The sequence below is a fragment of the Thermoleophilum album genome (assembly GCF_900108055.1).
Classification (GTDB): domain Bacteria; phylum Actinomycetota; class Thermoleophilia; order Solirubrobacterales; family Thermoleophilaceae; genus Thermoleophilum; species Thermoleophilum album.
In genome coordinates this window covers 371,748-389,444 of record NZ_FNWJ01000002.1, presented here as the reverse complement: position 1 = coordinate 389,444, position 17,697 = coordinate 371,748, and the positions used below count along the sequence as shown (strand labels likewise).

The window sequence follows — 17,697 nt, the reverse complement described above, 5'->3', positions numbered from 1 at the left end:
TCGGGCGATGGCGATGATCGCGCGCCGCCGCTATCGCTCGCCGCCGGCTTCGTTAGCTACCTGCTGTGCCTCGTCAGCATTCTCGCCGCTCCGCTCGAGCGCCTGATGGGCCGGCAGACCACAGTAGCGCGAACCGGGCAGCGCGGCGTTGGGACAACGACGACCGTTTGCCAAAACCGCAGCACAGCGACCCGACGCCTCGGCCTCCTCCTCCTCGAGCCCGAGTTGCGACTCCTCCTCGGCAAATTCGCTCTCCGAGCGGATGTCGATACGCCAACCGGTCAGGCGCGCGGCGAGTCGCGCGTTCAACCCTTCTTTTCCGATCGCCAGCGAAAGCTGATCATCGGGCACGATGACGGTCGCCTGCCGCGCCTCGTCGTCGACCAGGACTTCCCGGACGCGTGCCGGCGACAGCGCTTTGGCGATGAAACGCGCCGGCTCCTCGTTGTAGGGGATGATGTCGATCTTTTCGCCGCGGAGCTCCGAGACCACCATGCGGACGCGCGAGCCACGGGGTCCCACGCATGCGCCCACCGGGTCGACACCGGGAGCATGCGAAACCACCGCGATCTTCGACCGGTAACCCGGCTCACGGGCGACGCCCACGATCTCGACGAGACCGTCAGCGATCTCCGGTACCTCTAGTTCGAACAGCTTGCGAATCAGGTCGGGGCTCCGGCGGGAAAGGATGATGCTCGGCCCCTTTGCCTGCGCGGAGACGTCGATGATCACCGCTTTCAGCCGCTGGCCGTGGTCGTAGCGCTCACCGGGGACTTGTTCAGAGCGCGGCAACAGCGCCTCCACGCGGTCGCGCAGCTGCACCAGCGTGTAGCGGTTGTCCGACTGCTGGACGATCCCGGTGACCAGCTCGCCGACACGATCCTGGAACTCTTCGTAGGTCATGTCGCGCTCCGCCTCGCGGATGCGCTGCAAGATCACCTGCTTCGCGGTCTGTGCGGCGATCCGGCCGAAGTCGCGCGGCGTCACGTCGCGCTGCTCGATGCGATCGCCATGCTCGGCGAGCAACCGCTCGACATCGATCTCGACGGGCTCGGGCTCGCGGCGCTCCCCTGTCTCCGGGTCGATCTCGGGCTCGGGCCGCTCACGCTCAATCTGTTCGAGCAGCTCGCGCTCGACGTCTTCCGGCACGACCAGCTCGTAGACGCGGAACTCGCCTTGCTCGAGGTCGAAGTCGACGCGCGCGTACTTGGCGGCACCTGGAGTTTTCTTGTAGGCGGAGAGGAGAGCGTCCTCGACCGCCGCCTTCAGGCGGTCCGCAGAGATCCCCTTCTCTTTGGCTAGCGCCCGTACCGCTTCCGCTATCTCCCTCGACATCCGCTACCCCTCCAGCAGGTTCCCGCGGTTGATCTCGGCGTAGGGGATCGACACCAACCCATCTTCGGCCGCGACGGTCACTTCCTGGTCGTTGGCGCCGACCAGTTCTCCGGTGTAGGTGCGGCGCCCGCCGCGCTCCTGCCGCAGCTTGAGGCGTGCCCGCCGCCCAAGGAAGCGTCGAAAGTGCGCGGGCTTAGTCAGCGGTCGGCGCGGCCCCGGTGACGAAACCTCGAGGCCGACCTCGGCGACGAGGTGCCAAAGCTGCCGTGTGACGCGTTCGCACAGTGCCAAGTCGACACCTTGCGGGTGATCGATTACCAGTCGGATGCGCTCGCGTCCCGCAGGCTCGCAAGCGAGCAACTCCACGTCCGGCTCGACGGCCGCGAGCCGTTGCTCGATCTCTGCTCTGAGTTCCTCGATCTTGCGTGCCATTCGACGACGGTATCTCCGAAAAAAAAGTGGGCCGAGGCCCACCTCAGGCGCGGCAACAACCGCAGTCTGAAGCTGTCCGGCCGAGTATAGCCCGCGTCGCACCCACGCCCCGAACCGAACGGGCGCCCCCGGAGTTGCTCCGGGGACGCCCGTTGGCGCGGAAATGCTGCGCGCAGGAGCTTCCTGCGCGAGCGCTAGGAGGGCAGGGAGTCGCCCCCGCTAGCCGGGGGTGCCAGCCGGATCGCGAAGGGGTTGTTGGGACCCGCCATCAGCAAGTTCAAGAGCGGCGTCGACAAACCGCAGCCGGTCAGCGGCGGCAGCGTGGTGACACCGCTGAAGGTGAGTCCCTGGGCGAGCGCCGTGAAGGGCGCCCGCGCGGAGAGCGGCAGCTCCACCGGTCGCGACGTCCGGCAGGTCGCGCTGCGCACGAGGTTGAGCGGTAAGTACGGCGACGCGAGGCGGCGGATGTAGATGGTCGCTGCACTGCGCGCCGAGACCGTGACGTTGCCGTCCGCCCCGATGCTGATCGACCCGGAGACCGGTTGCGCCTCTTGCAGCTCGAGGGTGGCGTCGACCGGGAACCCGAGCACGCGCAGCCGCGTGCGGATCGTCGGCACCGAGACGTGGCCGGTGAGGGAACCTGTGGCGACGTTCCAGCTGCCGTTGAAGGCGGCGCCGGCCGGGATCGTGATCGACTGGTTGAGCTTGCGGATCCCGAGCGTTCCCGAGACTGTCCAGTTCGTGAAGTTGACCTCTTGGGCCGACGCAGCGGGTGCTCCGACGGCGACAGCGGCGAGCACCGACGCCGCCGCACACAAGCGACGCAACGACATATCTCGGTTACCTCCCTGGTCAGGGGTTTGTGGGGGCTAGGGGCAGTTCGCCCCAGGGGCTCTGACTGGTCGTTCAGTAAAGAACGACGACGGCGTCATGCTACGGGCGAGCGCCAGCGCCCGCAAGTGGTCCGAGGCGGAGCGTCAGGGTTACCGCGGAGCATCAAGAGGTCGCCCCGCGGGGCATCACGAGGTCGCCCCGCGGGGCGCTAAGCGAGAGTCAACGTCCTCGGCGGCTGTCGACGATCACTGTCACCGGCCCATCGTTCACCAACTCCACCGCCATGTGCGCACCGAACCGGCCGGAGCGTGCACCGAGGAGCTCGACCACCCGTTCGTAGAGTGGCCGGGCGCGATCCGGCGGCGCTGCGCGCTCGAAGCTCGGGCGGCGTCCCTTGCGCGTATCGGCGAGCAACGTGAATTGACTTACGCAGAGGATCTCGCCGGCGACGTCATCGAGGGCGAGGTCCAGCGGACGCCGCTCGCTGGGAAATAGGCGCAGATTGCGGATTCGCCGAGCGAGCTGCTCGCAGTCACGTTCGTCGTCGCCATCGGCGACTCCCACGAGCACGAGCAGACCGCGGCCGATAGCGGCCACCAATTCATCATCGACGCGGACGGCCGCTCGCGAGACCCGCTGCACCACAGCCAGCACGCGGCGGCAGGCTAACGGCACAATCGGGGTGCCAGTGCCCGAAGCTGCCGAGAACACAAGGGCTGCCGCCAGCGCCGTCGATCGCTACCTGGGTTCGCTGGGGATCGGCGTGCGCAGGCTCGCATACGGCGAGTGGGGTCTTTGTCTGCCGCCCGGGGTGGCTGGGTGCCGCGAGCTCGAGATGAGCGTGCGCATCGAGGACGGGCTGCTCGCGATCCGCGCTTTCGCGGCTGCCGCGAGCGAGCAGTTGCCAGCGCCGCTGCTTTTGCATCTCAACCGTCAGACGCGCCTAGCGCGCGTTGGCTGCTCGCTGAGCGGCGAGGTCTGGGTGCACGCAGAGCTACCCGTCGATCAGTTGCAGACGAGCACCCTCGACCGCGTGCTCGGGCACGTGGTCGAGGCGGCAGCAGCGATCCGCGAACTCTTGCGTGCGCGCACGGAAGGCGTGGAGCGCTGGCCATCGCCCTGGGCCGACGGCCCGCAACGCCGCTGGGACTAGGCGGCGCGCAAACGCTCGAGGAACGCGCGATAGTCGGCGCGGTCGGGCCGCATACAAGCGGCGAGCGCGGCATGCCGTTGGGCCTCGAGCCGCCGACCGGTCTTCTCGGCTGCGCGACCGAGGCAATAGTGGGCGTAGTCGTCCACTGGGTAGCGCTCGACGACGGCTGCGAACTCCCTTCGCGCCTCCTCGAAACGGCCCGACCGGAAGTAGGCACGGCCGAGCGCCTCGCGGATCGAGCTCTTGTCGGGCTCGAGCCGCTTGGCACGCTCCAGCGGCACCTGCGCAGCCATGAAGTCCCCGCTCGCCAAAAGCGCGCGACCGCGCTCGAGCAGGTCGTAGACGTGGGCTCCTCGTTCCTCGGGCGTTTCGAAGTGTTCGCCAGTCACCGGCTCTCGCTCTGCAGCACGACGCTAGCGCGCAAACGCGCGACCTCGTCGAGAATCGCGCGCGCGACCTCCAACTTAGAAGTCGGCCCAACGCTCCGTTCGCGTCCGTCGCGAGAGATCATCACAACCGCGTTATCGGCGCTCTCGAAACCGATCCCAGGTTGAGAGACGTCGTTTGCGACGATCGCATCGAGCCGTTTGCGTCGCAGCTTTTCGCGCGCCCGCGCAACGAAGTCGCCCCCGTGCTCGGCCGCAAAGCCGATCACCAGTTGCCCCGGGCGGCGCCGCGCCGCGAGGCCCGCTACGAGGTCTTCGGTGGGCTCGAGTTCGACCGCTAGAGAGTTGCCCCGCTCGAGCTTGTCGTCCCACACCCGCGCCGGACGGAAGTCGCTGACCGCCGCCGCCATGAGCACCACATCAGCGGCCGCGAAGCGCTCGTCGAGCGCGTGGGCAAGATCCTCGACGGTGACGACCGGCACGTAATCGACCCCCGCGGGCGGATCGACCGCGAGGTTCGCGCCGATCAGGGTGACCTGTGCGCCGCGTCGCAGCGCCGCCTCGGCGAGCGCGACACCCATCCGGCCCGACGAGCGGTTGCCAATGAAGCGCACGGCGTCGAGCGGCTCGCGGGTTCCGCCAGCAGTCACGATCACGCGCACGCCCGCGAGGTCTCGGACCGATCCAGCGATCGCCCCGCCGCTCTCTCCATCCGCGACACGCGACCGCTCGCGGTGCTCGAGCACCTCCTCGAGCACTGCCAGGATCCGTTCGGGTTCGGCAAGACGCCCCACCCCCCACTCTCCAGGGGACGCGAGACGGCCCTCCGCAGGCGGCACGACCCGGATTCCGAGCTTCCGCAGCCGCGCCACGTTCGCGCGGGTCTGCGCGGCCAGCCACATCGCTTCGTTCATCGCTGGCGCCACCACGATCGGTGCGCGGCAGGCGAGCGCTGCGGTCGTTACCAACGAGTCGGCATGCCCGCCGGCGATCTTCGCCAGTGTGTTGGCCGTAGCCGGCGCGATGCAGTAAGCGTCGCACCGCGCCACCAACTCGAGATGCGAGATCGGCGCGTGCGTCGGTGGCGGCTCGCCGGGGAAAGCACCCCGCGCAGGGTCCTGCTCGAACTCGTCGACGAGCACCGGCGCCCCGGTGATCGCCTCGAAGGTAGCGCGACCCACGAAGCGCAAGCTCGTCTCGGTCTGAATCACGCGCACCGAGTGGCCTCGGGCAGTCGCTGCCCGCACCAGCTCAGCGGCCTTGTAGGCGGCGATGCCGCCGCAAACCCCGAGCAGGATGCGCGCCATCGCGAGCGCCGCGGCTAGCGGTAGCGGTACCGGAGCTTGCCGGCGGCGAGCTCCTCGAGCGCGATCTGCAGGTAGTTGCCCGAGCTGGACTCGACCATCGGCGGCGGGTACTCGTCGAAGGTTCCCTCGCCGAGGTTGTGGTAGTAGCTGTTGATCTGCCGCGCACGGCGCGCCGCGACGATCACCGCCGCGTAGGTCGAATCGACGTGCTCGAGGATCTTGTCGAGTCTCGGTCGGATCATCCTTGCGACTGCTGCTCGGGCCGGTGCGTTTCTGCGCGCTCTCCGTCCGGTCCGGAGCCCGCGAGCATGTTACCGATCACACGCTCCAGCTCCGACAAGGCGTCGTCGAGGCGTTCGTTGACGATCACCTTCGCGAACTCGTCGCGCGCGGAGAGCTCCCGTTTTGCAACCTCGAGGCGCCGACGGATCTGCTCCTCGTCGTCCGCTCCGCGCGCTCGCAGCCGCCGTTCGAGTTCGTCGAGCGACGGCGGCGCGATGAACACCTGCAAGGCGTCGGGGCGGAGTTGCCGGATCTGCCGCGCCCCCTGCACATCGATCTCCAGCACGATTAGTCGAGCCGGTCGCTCAAGCTCCGACAGCAGCGTTCCGTAGCGGTGGCCGGCGTACACGGCGTGCTCGGCGAACTCGCCCGCGCGCACGCGGCGCTCGAACTCCTCGGGACTCAGGAAGAAGTAGTCGCGCCCGTCGACTTCGCCCGGGCGGGGCGGCCTGGTGGTCGCCGAGACGGCGACGTGAATACCAGGGATGCGTTCACGGAGGGCCTTGATCAGCGTCCCCTTGCCGACACCCGAAGGCCCAGTTATGACGACGAGCGGCGTGGCTATCGGCGCAGGTAGGCGACGAGCTCGTTGCGCTGCCGCTCGGACAAGCCGCCGATCGTCTTGCTCGGCGAGATGCGGCAGTGCGTGAGCGCACGGTTGACCTTGACACGGCCGAACTTCGGGACGGCGAGGAGCAAGTCGAAAACTTTCGCCGTGAGCACATAGTCGGGGGGATCGAGCAACAGCTCGTCGATCCTCACCCGCCCCGCCTTGAGGTCGCGCTTCAGCCGCGCGCGCCGCGTGCGGATCTCGTTAGCGCGCCGAAGCGCTTCCATCCGTTGGGCAAGCGATCGCTCTGGAGCCGCAGCATTACGCCGCCCATCCTGTGCGGCGGCAGGCGCCTGGCGGTCTTCGCGGGCCGCAGCCTCTAGCCGATCACCGACACCGCCGCTGGCGGTCGCACGCACCGGATTGTCGCCGACGTCCTCCAAGGTCCGTGGGCAGGGGTCGCCATCGGCCACGTCGAGCGACCCGCCGCAGTCCGCGTTGGCCACCGAGCGGTCCTTGGGTTGGTCGCCGGTTTGCGAGGTACCTGCTCCGGAGAGCGGCTCTGCGAGGGTTCTCCGGGGGACGAGCATGGGCGGCGATCTTACACTCGCTCGGCGCCTGCGACTGGCCACCGAAGCGCAAATAGCGGATAAATCACCTAACCCTTAGGTTGAGCTTGAAGCTACTTCTCCTGCCTTTAGACAATCGCGCGCTTTGCAGGAGATTCCTGCCCCTCGGCGGCGAGCGCTCGGCGAATCGCCAACCCCGCCAGGGGATCGCGGAAGCTCGCGGTGCCGACCGCCACGAACGAGGCGCCGGCAGCCAGGTACTCGCGCGCATCGGTGGTCTCACAGATTCCTCCCATACCGATCACCGGGAGCGAGACGGCGGTCGCTACCTCGCGCACTTGGGCAAGGGCGATCGGCTTAATCGCAGGACCGGAAAGACCCCCCCGGCCCGGTCCCAGCAGCGCTGAACCGCGGGCATCGAAGGCCGTCCCAGGGAAGGTGTTGACCAGCGAGACGGCGTCGGCGCCTGCCGCCTGAGCCGCCCGTGCTACTGCCGCCTGGTCCGCCGCCGTCGGGGTGAGCTTGACGATTAGGGGCTTCTCGGTGAGCGGCCGCACTCGTTCCACCGCGCGCGCCGTCTCGGCGGGATCTTGACCGACCACGAGCCCGGTCTCGACATTCGGGCAAGAGACGTTGAGCTCGAGCGCTGCGACCTCGCCGCGCTCGCCGACCCGCGCCACCAACTCGGCCAGCTCCTGGCGGCTGAAGCCCATCACCGAGACGCACAGCGGAACGGGGAGCCGGGCCAGCCGCGGAAGCTCCTCACGCAAGAAGCGCTCGACCCCCTTGTTCGGCAAACCGATCGAGTTCAACATGCCGATCGCGCACTCGGCGATGCGCGGCGGTGGGTTGCCGGGGCGCGGGGCGAGCGTGATCGTCTTGGAGACGTAGACGTCGAAAGGGAAGCTCGCAAGCAGTGCGTCGCCGAAAACTTCCAACGCCGCCAACGCATCGAAAGTTCCGGAGCCGTTGAAAACCCGCCCGGGCGGGCGGAAACCGCCGATCGCCGGCGGTTCGCAGCGCAGCGTGGTCGCCGGATCGCGAACCGCGCGATCCGGCGAGCTACCCCCCGCGTCCGCTTGGCTCACGGCGCTGCTCCGTGGGTCGGCTGAGCTCCGTGCGTCGGCTGAGCTCACGGCAGATCACGAGCGTCAACGACGGGCCCTTCTAGGCACAGCCGCATCCATCCCGCCTGAGTCTCGAACGCGCAGCCAAAGCAAGCCCCGAAGCCGCAGGCCATCGGTGCTTCGAAGGCCAGCTGAGCCGGCACGTTGGCGGCGCGCGCTGCCTCGGCGACCGCTCGCAACATCGGCTCCGGTCCGCAGGCGAAGAGCTCGAACGCGCCGCCAGCTTCGAGCCGTCGCGCCAGGAGGTCGGTGACTAGGCCGTGATGGCCGAGCGAGCCATCGTCGGTCGCGAGCGCGACACGGCGTGCCGCAACCAGCGCAGCCGCCTCGGCAGCCAGCGCGTCTTTGAATCCGAGCAGCGCTTCGCAAGCGCCGCCGAGCCGCTGCGCGAGCGCACCGAGCGGTGCGATGCCGATGCCACCGCCTACGAGCAGGGCCGTTGCGCCTGTCGCGGGTGGGCGAAAACCTTGACCGAGCGGCCCCACCAAGTGCACCCCCTGGCCTGCCTGCAACGCCGCCAGACGCCGGCTACCTGGGCCTACCGGGTCGATCAGAAACGCGAGCGGCTCGCTGCGCACGTGCGAAAAGGGGCGTGCTAACCACGGTCGCCCGTCGTCGCCGAGCCAACCCTCCGCGCTCGCGAGCATGTAGAACTGGCCGGGTGTGGGCCGTCGTGGCCCAGCGTCGTCGTCGACCTCGATCAAGCGGTACCGACCGGCCGCGCGGTTGCACAGCACGCGCGCCCGTCGCCGACCAGGCGGCGCGGTGACCCGCCGCGGCCACTCGGACTTGCCGGGCCGAACGGTCGGCGGGCCCTCTTGCCCGCTTTTTGCAGCCGCCGTCCGCCCCACCGTGGCTCCTAGCGGCGGCCGCGCTGGCCCAGCGGCTCGGCTTGGGCGTGCAGCTCTTGCAGCGACAGCACCTCCGGTTCGCCGCGCTGGAGCGCGGCGATCGCCCGCTGCGCTGCGCTGGCCCCGGTCATCGTCGTAATGCAGGGAATGCCGCGCGCGACCGCGGCCCGCCGAATCTCGTAGCCGTCAGCCCGCGCGCCCGACCCGGTGGGCGTGTTGATCACGAGGTCGATCTCGCCGCGCTCGATCAGCTCGACGACGTGTGGCGGCCCCTCCGAAAGCTTGTTCACGGTCTCCACCGGAACGCCCATCCGGCGCACCGCCCGCGCCGTTCCCCGGGTGGCGACGATCCGGAAGCCAAGGTCGTGCAGGGCCGCCGCGACCTGGGTCGCCGCCGGCTTGTCACCGTCGGTGACCGAGATGAAGACGGTGCCGCGGCGCGGCAGCGCCGACCGCGCGGCCGCCTGCGCCTTGCCGAAAGCGGTCGGGTAGTCGCGCGCGATACCCATGACCTCGCCCGTCGAGCGCATCTCCGGACCGAGTCGCGCGTCGGCGAGGGGGAAGCGACGAAACGGCAGCACCGCCTCCTTGACCGAAACATGCCCCGGCTGTCGCGGGATCCGCAAGTCGAGATCGCGTAGACGCTCGCCGAGCATCAGTCGGCACGCCACCTTCGCCAAGGGCACACCGATCGCCTTCGAAACGAACGGCACGGTCCGCGAGGCGCGCGGGTTCGCTTCGAGGACGTAGAGCTCGTCGTCGCCGGCGACCGCGAACTGGATGTTGATCAGTCCGACCACGCCGAGCTCGAGAGCGATCCGGCGGGTCGCCTCCTCCACCTGCCGCTCCATCTCGGGTCCGAGCGACATCGCCGGGATCACGCACGCCGAGTCGCCGGAGTGGACACCGGCCTCCTCGACGTGCTGCATGATCGCCCCGATGACCACATCCTCGCCATCGGCGAGGGCGTCGACGTCGACCTCGATGGCGTTCTCCAGGAAACGGTCGAGGTAGATGCAGTTGCCGGCAGCGCCAGCCGCGGCGGCGCCGGAACGCTCAAGGTAGGCGGCGAGATCCTCGCGCGAGTAACAGATCTCCATCGCCCGCCCCCCGAGCACGTAGGAGGGCCGCACGAGCAGCGGGAAACCGACACGCTCGGCTGCCGCCAGTGCCTCCTCCGCCGATTCCGCGGTGGCCCACGGGGGGCTTCGCAGCCCGAGCTCGTCAAGCAGGGCGCCGAAGCTCGGCCGATCTTCGGCCCGGTGAATCGACTCGACCGGCGTCCCGAGCAGCGGCACGCCGGCAGCGGCGAGCCCCCGCGCGAGCCGCAGGGGCGTCTGACCGCCGAACTGCACGATCACGCCCTCCGGCTGCTCGAGCTCGACCACCGCCAAGACGTCTTCGAGCGTGAGCGGCTCGAAGTACAGGCGGTCGGAGGTGTCGTAGTCGGTCGAGACGGTCTCCGGGTTGCAGTTGACCATCACCGCGTCGCGACCGGACTCGCGCACGGTCATCGCCGCGTGGACGCAGCAGTAGTCGAACTCGATGCCCTGGCCGATGCGGTTAGGACCGGATCCAAGGATCACGACCGCGGGGCGTTGGCCGCGGCGGACCTCGTGTCGCGGCCGCCCGTCCGGGCCCGGCCGCTCGAGACCCGAGTAGTAGTAGGGCGTCTCGGCCTCGAACTCGGCAGCGCAGGTGTCGACCGCCTTGTAGGTGCGCACGAGCCCCTCCGCGCGATCCTCGCCGCGCGCCACCGCCCCGATCTCGGCCAGGAACCACGGGTTGATCGACGTTCGTCGATGCAGCTCCTCGTCTGGAACGCCGCGGCGCATCGCTTCCATCAGGAGCTCGTAGCGGTCGTGGCTCGGTAGCTCCAAACGCCGCAACAGCTCCTCGGTGTCGGCCGGCGGTTCCGGCACCACGTCGAGCTCGCGCGAGCGCATGGCCTTCGCGAACGCTTGCCGGAAGGTCCGCCCAATCGCCATCGCCTCGCCGACCGAGCGCATCGACGTTCCCAGCCGACCGTCGCTGCCAGGGAACTTCTCGAACGCAAAGCGCGGCCACTTCACGACCACGTAGTCGAGCGTCGGCTCGAAGCTCGCCGGGGTCTTGCGGGTGATGTCGTTGTCGATCTCGTCCAGCGTGTAACCGACGGCGAGGCGTGCCGCGATCTTCGCGATCGGGAAGCCGGTGGCCTTCGAGGCAAGCGCCGAGGAGCGCGATACGCGCGGATTCATCTCGATCACCACCACTTCGTCGGTCTCCGGGTTGACCGCGAACTGGATGTTCGAACCACCGGTCTCCACACCGACGGCGCGGATGCAGGTGATCGCCTGGTCCCGCAGCGTCTGGTACTGCCGGTCGGAGAGGGTCTGCTGGGGTGCGACGGTCACCGAGTCGCCGGTGTGCACACCCATCGGGTCGATGTTTTCGATCGAGCAGACGATCACCACGTTGTCCGCCCGGTCGCGCATCACCTCGAGCTCGAACTCGCCCCAGCCGATCACCGACTCTTCGACCAGCACCTGATGGATCGGGCTCGCGGCGAGACCCTCGCTGACCCGCTCCCGGAACTCGGCCTCGCTGCGGGCGATGCCACCGCCCTCGCCGCCCATCGTGAAGCCCGGGCGCACGATCGCCGGCAGCCCGATCTCGGCCAGCACGTGCTCGGCCTCGGCCAGCGAGGAAACCGCGACCGAGCGCGGCACCCGCAGGCCGGCCTCCTCCATCGTCTGGCGGAACAGCTCGCGATCCTCAGCGCGACGGATCGCGTCGTAGTTAGCGCCGACCAGTTCGCACCCGAAGCGCTCGAGGGTGCCGTCCTCGGAAAGGGCCCGCGCGATGTTGAGCGCGGTGCCGCCACCGAGGGTGGGCAGGACCGCATCCGGCCGTTCGCGCTCGATGATGCGAGCGACGGTGGGCGGATCGAGTGGTTCGATGTAGGTGCGCGTGGCGAATTCGGGGTCGGTCATGATCGTCGCCGGGTTGGAGTTGACGAGCACGACCTCGTACCCCTCCTCGAGCAGCACCTTGCAGGCCTGAACACCCGAGTAGTCGAACTCCGCGGCCTGGCCGATCACGATCGGGCCCGACCCGATCACGAGGATCCGACCGATGTCGTCGCGGCGCGGCACTAGCGGCTACCTCCGATGAGCTGTTCGAGGAAACGGTCGAACTGGTACACGGCGTCGTGTGGACCCGGCCCGGCCTCGGGGTGGTACTGAACGGTGGCGGCCGGCACGTCGCGCAGTACCAACCCCTCGACCGTGCGGTCGTAGAGGTTGAGCTGCGAAAGCTCGGCGGTTCCGAAGTCGGTCTCCCAACGCAGCGGCTCGTCGCCCTCGACCCGCCGCTCGCCGCGCGGACCGAGCACCGCGAAGCCGTGGTTTTGGGAAGTGATGTCGATGCGACCGGTGGCGAGATCCTTGACCGGGTGGTTGGCGCCGCGATGACCGAACGGCAGCTTGAACGTCTCCAGCCCGACCGCTCGGCAGAGCAGTTGGTGACCAAGGCAGATGCCCCACACCGGCACCTTCCCCACCAGCTCCCGGACGGTCGCGACGATGCGATCGAGCGCGGCCGGGTCGCCGGGACCGTTGGCCAGGAAGACTGCGTCGGGGTTCGCGACCAACAACTCTTGGGCCGAGCTGTAGGCCGGGAAGAGCCGCAAGCGAACCCCCCGCTCGCGGAGGTTGCGGACGATCGAGGCCTTGATTCCGGTGTCGATCGCGGCTACGAAGGCGCGCTCCGCGACGCCGTCGGCGGGCGGCAGCTCGAACGGCTGCTGCGGGGTGACCTCGCCGACGAGGTCACGTCCGCTCATCGGCGGCTCCGCTTCGATCAAGGCGCGGGCCTCGGCGGGCGACACCGCTGCGGGGAACACGCCTCCCCGCATCGCACCTTTGTCGCGCAGGTGGCGAACCAGCGCGCGGGTGTCGGCGCCGGAGAGGGCCGGTACCGCGCAATCCGTCAGCCAGCTGAGCCAGCCGCCCTCGGCGCAAGGCGCGTCCTCGGCATCAACGCCTTCCCGCATCACGACCGCACGGGCGTGGATGGCGTCGGATTCCATGTGTTCGCGCGCGACCCCGTAGTTACCGATCAGCGGATAGGTGAAAACGACGATCTGCCCGCGGTAGCTCGGGTCCGTGACGGTCTCCTGATAACCGCTCATCGAGGTCGTGAAGACGACCTCGCCGACCGCTGGCGCGTGGTGCGTGACGGAGAAGCCGTCGAAGCGCGTGCCGTCCTCCAACAGCAGGTAACCGGGCTGCGCCCCCTCGGGACCGTGGTTACGGGGCAGTGGCTGCGGAGCGCTACCGGCTGGCGTGACGGTGCTCACTTGACGAGCTCCTGCACGTCCTTGAAGCGGGGATGGTCAGCACCGCGGATCAACTCGAACAGCACCGATTCCACGGTCTGTGGGACCACGCCGGCCTGCTCCAGCCGTCGCAGCGCCACCTCTCGGTCGCGCTCGTGGCGCGAGGCGACGGCGTCGACGACTAGGTGCACTTCGAGGCCTCGACGCAGCAGTAGCAGTGCGGTCTGAGCGACACAGACGTGAGCCTCGATGCCGCAGAGGACGACCTGCGAGCGACCAAAGAGCTCGAAGCCCTCGGCGTCGCACGCCGCGAAGCGCCGCTTTTCGAGGCGCAGATCGCCATCGAGGAGCTCCGCCACCGACTCCACCGTCGGCCCCAGGCCTTGCGGGTACTGCTCGGTGACTACCACCGGCAGCTCGAGCAGGTGCGCCGCCTGGATCAACTTGCGCGTGGCCTGTGCGACGCGGTCGAACTCGGCTACGGCCTTGGCGAACGCGCGCTGGACGTCGACGACGACCAGCGCGGTGCGCTCGCGATCGAGCATCGTCGGTGCGGTCAAGCGGGCACCTCCTTGAGCAGGATCGAGCGGTCGCGCCAAGCGACCTGGCCGGCGCTGGTCGTGAGCAGCACCCGACCGTGCACCTTCCGCCCGAGGAAGGCGTTGTTCGCGGAGCGGCTCTCGAAGCCGTTCTCGCCGACCGTCCACTCGGCGTCGAGATCGACGAGGCAGAGATTGGCGGTCGCGCCGACGCTGAGCGTCGGTCGTTCGATGCCGAACAGCGGAGCTCCTGCCGTTAGCCGGTCGACCAGCGTGGCGAGCGTGATCCGGCCGGGGCGCACCAGGCCGTCGTAGAGAACCGCGAACGCCGTCTCAAGGCCGGTGGTGCCCATCGGGGCGAGTTCGAACGGCTGTTCCTTCTCCGCCGCCGCGTGTGGCGCATGATCCGTAGCGACGCAGTCGATGGCGCCGCTGCGTAGCGCTTCGATCAGAGCTTCCCGGTCGTCGGCGCTCCTGAGCGGCGGGTTCATTTTGCGAGAGGTGTCGAGGTCCGCGACGTCGTCCTCGCACAGCAGCAAGTGATGCGGGGTGACCTCGCAGCTCACCGCGACTCCCCGCTCCCGTGCCCACTCGACAAGCGCCAGCGTTTGCCGCGCCGAGACGTGCTGGACGTGGATGCGCCCACCCTCTAGTTCGGCGAGCAACAAGTCGCGCGCGACCATCGTCGCCTCGCTCGCGCTCGGGATGCCCGAAACGCCCAGTCGCAGGGCGACTTCGCCCTCGTGCATAGCGCCGCCGGCGGACAATTCCGGGTCTTCTTCGTGGAGCGCCAGCGGCACGCGATGCAGCCGCTGGTACTGCAGGGCCTGCCGCAGGAGGCGGGGCGAGCGCACCGGCAGGCCGTCATCGCTCAGACAAAGCGCGCCGGCATCGGCGAGCGCCGCCATGTCGGTGAGCCGCTCGCCCTGCTGGCCGACCGTGATCGCAGCTGCAAACCCCACTTGCACGCGTGCTTCTCGCATCGCCTGCGCCCGCAGCGCGTGAATCAACTCCGGGCTGTCGACCACCGGCTCGGTGTTCGGCATCGCGATCACACAGCAGAAGCCACCGGCGGCAGCAGCCCGCGTACCGGACTCGAGGTCTTCTTCGTCCTCGCGGCCGGGCGTCCGCAAATGCACGTGGGGATCCACGAAAGCCGGGAACACGCACTTGCCGTCTCCGTCGATCCGTTCCCCGGCGTCCGCCTCGGCGGTGCCTGGTGCTGCGAGCTCGGCGATCCGCCCGCCTCGCACCACGAGATCGCAGACCGTGTCGACCCCGCAGCTCGGATCGAGAGCGCGCACGCGACTGATCACCAGCTCCGCCGGTGCGCCGACGCGCAGCGCGAGGTGGCGGTGGAGTTTCAGCGCTTCGCCGGTCATGCCGGTTGTGGGGCTCCGCGCTCGTCTCCCTGAGGCGCCTTGGCAGCTGCCGAGGGACCGGGACCGGCCAGCAGGTCGTAGAGCACCGCCATCCGTACGAACACTCCGGACTCGACTTGGGCGAGGATCAGCGACTGCGGGGAGTCGCAGACCTCGGCGGCCAACTCGACCCCCCGGTTGACCGGCCCCGGGTGCATCACCAGCTGACCGGGGCGCAGGCGCCGGCCGTCGATCTGCCAGCGCTCCACGTACTCGCGCAGCGATGGCGCAAGCGCCCCGGCGATCCGCTCGCGCTGGACGCGCAGCGCGTAGATGACGTCGGCCCGCTCGATGCCCGCGAGGTCGTAGCGGACCTCGCAACCGAGCGCAGCGATCCCCGGGGGGACCATCGTCGGCGGACCGCAAACCGTGACTTCGCAGCCGACCTTACGGAAAGCCTTGATGCCCGAACGCGCGACGCGGCTGTGGGCAATGTCGCCGACGATCCAGACGTTGAGCCCCTCGCAGGTACCAAGACGGGAGCGCAGCGCGAAGAGGTCGAGCAGCGCTTGTGTCGGGTGCTCGTGCTTGCCGTCGCCGGCGTTGACCACCGACGCTCGCGTCCAGCCCGCCACTTGCAGCGCCGCGCCGGCGTACGGCGAACGCACCACGATCGCTGCCGGATCGTAGGCCGAAAGCGTCAACACGGTGTCCTTGAAGGACTCGCCCTTTTCGACTGAGGACCCTTGGGTCTTGACCGTCACGACGTCCGCCGAGAGGCGCTTGGCAGCGAGCTCGAACGACGATTGCGTGCGGGTGGAGGGCTCCATGAAGAGGTTGATGACGGTCCGCCCGCGCAGCGTCGGCACCTTCTTGATCTCGCGGCCGGAGACCTCGGCGAAGCTCGCCGCCCTCGTCAGTAGCCGCTCGATGTCGGCTCGCGAGAGGTCGTCGATCGAGAGCAGATGACGGCTCACTGGCACTCCCCTCCCCTCACGAGCCGACCTCCGCCAACTCGGCGATCGTCACCTCGTCGATTCCGTCGAGCTCGGCGAGCCGCACGTTTACGCGCTCCCGGCGCGAGGTGGGCAGGTTCTTGCCGACGAAGTCCGGTCGAATCGGCAGCTCGCGATGGCCCCGATCGCAGACCACTGCAAGCTGCACGCGGCGCGGACGCCCGTAGTCGAACAAGGCCTCGATCGCCGCCCTGACGGTGCGGCCCGTATAGAGGACGTCGTCGACCAGCACCGTCGTGTAGCGGTCGACCGGGAACTCGATGCGCGTGTCTCGCACCGTCGGCTGGTGTTCGGGGCCGCGCAGGGTCAGGTCGTCGCGGTAGAAGGAGATGTCGATCTCCCCGAGAGGCACCGGTTCGCCGACAAGCTCCGCGACTTTCGAGCGCAGACGTTGAGCGAGGATGACGCCGCGCGGGTGAATACCGACGATGGCGACGGCGTCGCCGCCGTTACGTTCGACGATCTCGTGCGCGATGCGCACGAGCATCCGCCGCACGTCCTCGCTGTCGAGGACGACTTTTTCGCGCTCGCTGATCTCTTTCGCTCCTTCCGGCCTCGCTGGACGCGGTTAAAGGATGCGCCCGAAAGGTATCAGGCGCCCTGGACGAGCTCGACCGTCTCGTCGTCGCGCGAACCCGGCTCCTCGCGGCGCCCCACCAGCGTCGGCCGGCCGCGCTCGGGAAACGGCACCACCAGCCGGTCGAGGTCACGCGGAACGACCGTGCTCGGGAACAGCGCGCGCGCCTCCTCCTCCAGCACACGTGGCGGATAGCGGGGCGAAAGATGGGTCAGCGCGAGCATCCGCACCTCGCAGGCAGCTGCCAGCTCGGCGGCCTCGCGCGCAGTCGCGTGGCCGGTCTCCGCTGCGCGCTGGGCGTCCTCGTGGACAAAGGTTGCTTCGTGCACCAGGACGTCGCAGCGCCACGCCGCCGCGCGCAGGAATTCGCAGGGACGGGTATCGCCGCTGAAGACGAGCTTGCGGCCGGGCCGTGGCGGTCCCATCACCTGCTCCGGACGCACCTCTCCAGTCGATCCGCAAACCGGCTCGCCACGCTGCAAGCGCCCAAAATCGGGGCCCGGCTGGACACCCAAGGCCCGCGCCCGCTCGGGGTCGAAGCGGCCCGGCCGGTCGTCCTCGACGATCGCGTAGCCGAGCGCCGGCACCCCGTGCTCGACCGGGAAGGCACCGACCCGCCAACCGTCGCGCGGCAACTCGACCGGTGCGTCGAGCTCCTCTATCTCGAGCTCGTAGCCCAGCCGCGTGAGCCCCACCACGCGCCCGAACGCGCGCATTAGCTCGCGTAGTCCGCGCGGACCGCGTACCACCAGCGGAGTCTGGCGGTCCATCAATGACCAGGTCTTGAGAAGCCCCGGCAAGCCCAAGACGTGGTCGGCGTGCAGGTGCGTGATCAACACCTCGGGGAGCTCGACGAGCCCCTCCGAGCGAATCAGTTGCCGCTGCGTGCCCTCACCGCAATCGATCAGCAATCGGTAGCCACCACGTCGCACTAAAAAGGCGGGGAGACCGCGCCGCGCGGTCGGCGCCGAGCCGGCGGTGCCCAAGAAAGTGAGCTCGAGGTCCACCGCTCAAATCTTCGCGGTTGCCCTGCCGTGATGCCTTGAGGAGCCCGAGC

General features: G+C 69.1%; 19 protein-coding genes. 1 reads left to right on the top strand and 18 read right to left on the bottom strand.

Annotated elements, in window-relative coordinates; genetic code table 11:
- Positions 1-30: 30 nt before the first annotated feature.
- From nusA to dtd, 4 genes are all read right to left on the bottom strand, one after another.
- Complete coding sequence (nusA, locus tag BLW41_RS07930) at positions 31-1,335, bottom strand: transcription termination factor NusA (RefSeq protein WP_093117968.1); 1,305 nt, start codon at positions 1,333-1,335, stop codon at positions 31-33.
- Between the two features lie 3 nt (positions 1,336-1,338).
- Positions 1,339-1,767, bottom strand: coding sequence for a ribosome maturation factor RimP (locus BLW41_RS07925; RefSeq protein ID WP_218138339.1), 429 nt, complete (start codon positions 1,765-1,767; stop codon positions 1,339-1,341).
- A gap of 194 nt (positions 1,768-1,961) precedes the next feature.
- Positions 1,962-2,600 carry a hypothetical protein gene (locus BLW41_RS07920; RefSeq protein WP_093117966.1) on the bottom strand — a complete coding sequence of 213 codons (639 nt, stop codon included), beginning with the start codon at positions 2,598-2,600 and terminating at the stop codon, positions 1,962-1,964.
- Between the two features lie 220 nt (positions 2,601-2,820).
- On the bottom strand, positions 2,821-3,255 hold the full coding sequence (dtd, locus tag BLW41_RS07915; protein ID WP_093118922.1) for a D-aminoacyl-tRNA deacylase: 435 nt from the start codon (positions 3,253-3,255) through the stop codon (positions 2,821-2,823).
- A 28-nt stretch (positions 3,256-3,283) separates the two neighbouring features.
- Here dtd and BLW41_RS07910 point away from each other — a divergent pair, with 28 nt between their 5' ends.
- Positions 3,284-3,754 (top strand): hypothetical protein, encoded by a 471-nt coding sequence (locus BLW41_RS07910; RefSeq protein ID WP_143038660.1) that lies wholly within the window; start codon positions 3,284-3,286, stop codon positions 3,752-3,754.
- Here BLW41_RS07910 and BLW41_RS07905 read toward each other — a convergent pair.
- The 14 genes from BLW41_RS07905 to rnz all read right to left on the bottom strand — a co-directional run bounded on the left by BLW41_RS07905 (position 3,751) and on the right by rnz (position 17,647).
- Positions 3,751-4,143, bottom strand: a complete 393-nt coding sequence (locus BLW41_RS07905) for a tetratricopeptide repeat protein (protein ID WP_218138338.1) — start codon at positions 4,141-4,143, stop codon at positions 3,751-3,753. The genes BLW41_RS07910 and BLW41_RS07905 overlap by 4 nt on opposite strands.
- The gene (gene coaBC, locus BLW41_RS07900; protein ID WP_093117962.1) at positions 4,140-5,447 is read right to left on the bottom strand and encodes a bifunctional phosphopantothenoylcysteine decarboxylase/phosphopantothenate--cysteine ligase CoaBC; all 1,308 of its coding nucleotides are present in this window, start codon (positions 5,445-5,447) and stop codon (positions 4,140-4,142) included. The genes BLW41_RS07905 and coaBC overlap by 4 nt, the downstream gene beginning before the upstream one ends.
- Before the next feature lie 14 nt (positions 5,448-5,461).
- Positions 5,462-5,689, bottom strand: coding sequence for a DNA-directed RNA polymerase subunit omega (gene rpoZ / locus BLW41_RS07895; protein WP_093117960.1), 228 nt, complete (start codon positions 5,687-5,689; stop codon positions 5,462-5,464).
- The gene (gene gmk / locus BLW41_RS07890; protein ID WP_093117958.1) at positions 5,686-6,294 is read right to left on the bottom strand and encodes a guanylate kinase; all 609 of its coding nucleotides are present in this window, start codon (positions 6,292-6,294) and stop codon (positions 5,686-5,688) included. The genes rpoZ and gmk overlap by 4 nt, the downstream gene beginning before the upstream one ends.
- Positions 6,291-6,869, bottom strand: coding sequence for an integration host factor, actinobacterial type (mihF, locus tag BLW41_RS10975; protein ID WP_177169418.1), 579 nt, complete (start codon positions 6,867-6,869; stop codon positions 6,291-6,293). Before mihF ends, gmk begins: the two co-directional genes overlap by 4 nt.
- A 107-nt stretch (positions 6,870-6,976) precedes the next feature.
- Positions 6,977-7,936, bottom strand: coding sequence for a dihydroorotate dehydrogenase (locus tag BLW41_RS07880; protein ID WP_177169417.1), 960 nt, complete (start codon positions 7,934-7,936; stop codon positions 6,977-6,979).
- Between the two features lie 44 nt (positions 7,937-7,980).
- On the bottom strand, positions 7,981-8,826 hold the full coding sequence (locus tag BLW41_RS07875; protein ID WP_143038659.1) for an iron-sulfur cluster-binding protein: 846 nt from the start codon (positions 8,824-8,826) through the stop codon (positions 7,981-7,983).
- Positions 8,827-8,834: 8 nt separating this feature from the next.
- Entirely contained in the window at positions 8,835-11,963 is a 3,129-nt protein-coding gene (gene carB, locus BLW41_RS07870; protein WP_093117952.1) for a carbamoyl-phosphate synthase large subunit, read from the bottom strand.
- Positions 11,963-13,168, bottom strand: a complete 1,206-nt coding sequence (gene carA / locus BLW41_RS07865; RefSeq protein WP_218138337.1) for a glutamine-hydrolyzing carbamoyl-phosphate synthase small subunit — start codon at positions 13,166-13,168, stop codon at positions 11,963-11,965. The genes carB and carA overlap by 1 nt, the downstream gene beginning before the upstream one ends.
- Positions 13,165-13,707, bottom strand: a complete 543-nt coding sequence (locus BLW41_RS07860) for an isochorismatase family protein (protein ID WP_093117950.1) — start codon at positions 13,705-13,707, stop codon at positions 13,165-13,167. The genes carA and BLW41_RS07860 overlap by 4 nt, the downstream gene beginning before the upstream one ends.
- Positions 13,704-15,068 (bottom strand): dihydroorotase, encoded by a 1,365-nt coding sequence (locus tag BLW41_RS07855; protein WP_093117948.1) that lies wholly within the window; start codon positions 15,066-15,068, stop codon positions 13,704-13,706. The genes BLW41_RS07860 and BLW41_RS07855 overlap by 4 nt, the downstream gene beginning before the upstream one ends.
- Positions 15,065-16,024 carry an aspartate carbamoyltransferase catalytic subunit gene (locus BLW41_RS07850; RefSeq protein WP_093117946.1) on the bottom strand — a complete coding sequence of 320 codons (960 nt, stop codon included), beginning with the start codon at positions 16,022-16,024 and terminating at the stop codon, positions 15,065-15,067. The genes BLW41_RS07855 and BLW41_RS07850 overlap by 4 nt, the downstream gene beginning before the upstream one ends.
- A gap of 16 nt (positions 16,025-16,040) precedes the next feature.
- A complete protein-coding gene (gene pyrR, locus BLW41_RS07845) occupies positions 16,041-16,598 on the bottom strand; it encodes a bifunctional pyr operon transcriptional regulator/uracil phosphoribosyltransferase PyrR (protein WP_281231762.1) in 558 nt (185 codons plus the stop codon).
- A gap of 56 nt (positions 16,599-16,654) precedes the next feature.
- A complete protein-coding gene (gene rnz, locus BLW41_RS07840) occupies positions 16,655-17,647 on the bottom strand; it encodes a ribonuclease Z (protein WP_093117944.1) in 993 nt (330 codons plus the stop codon).
- Positions 17,648-17,697 lie beyond the last annotated feature (50 nt).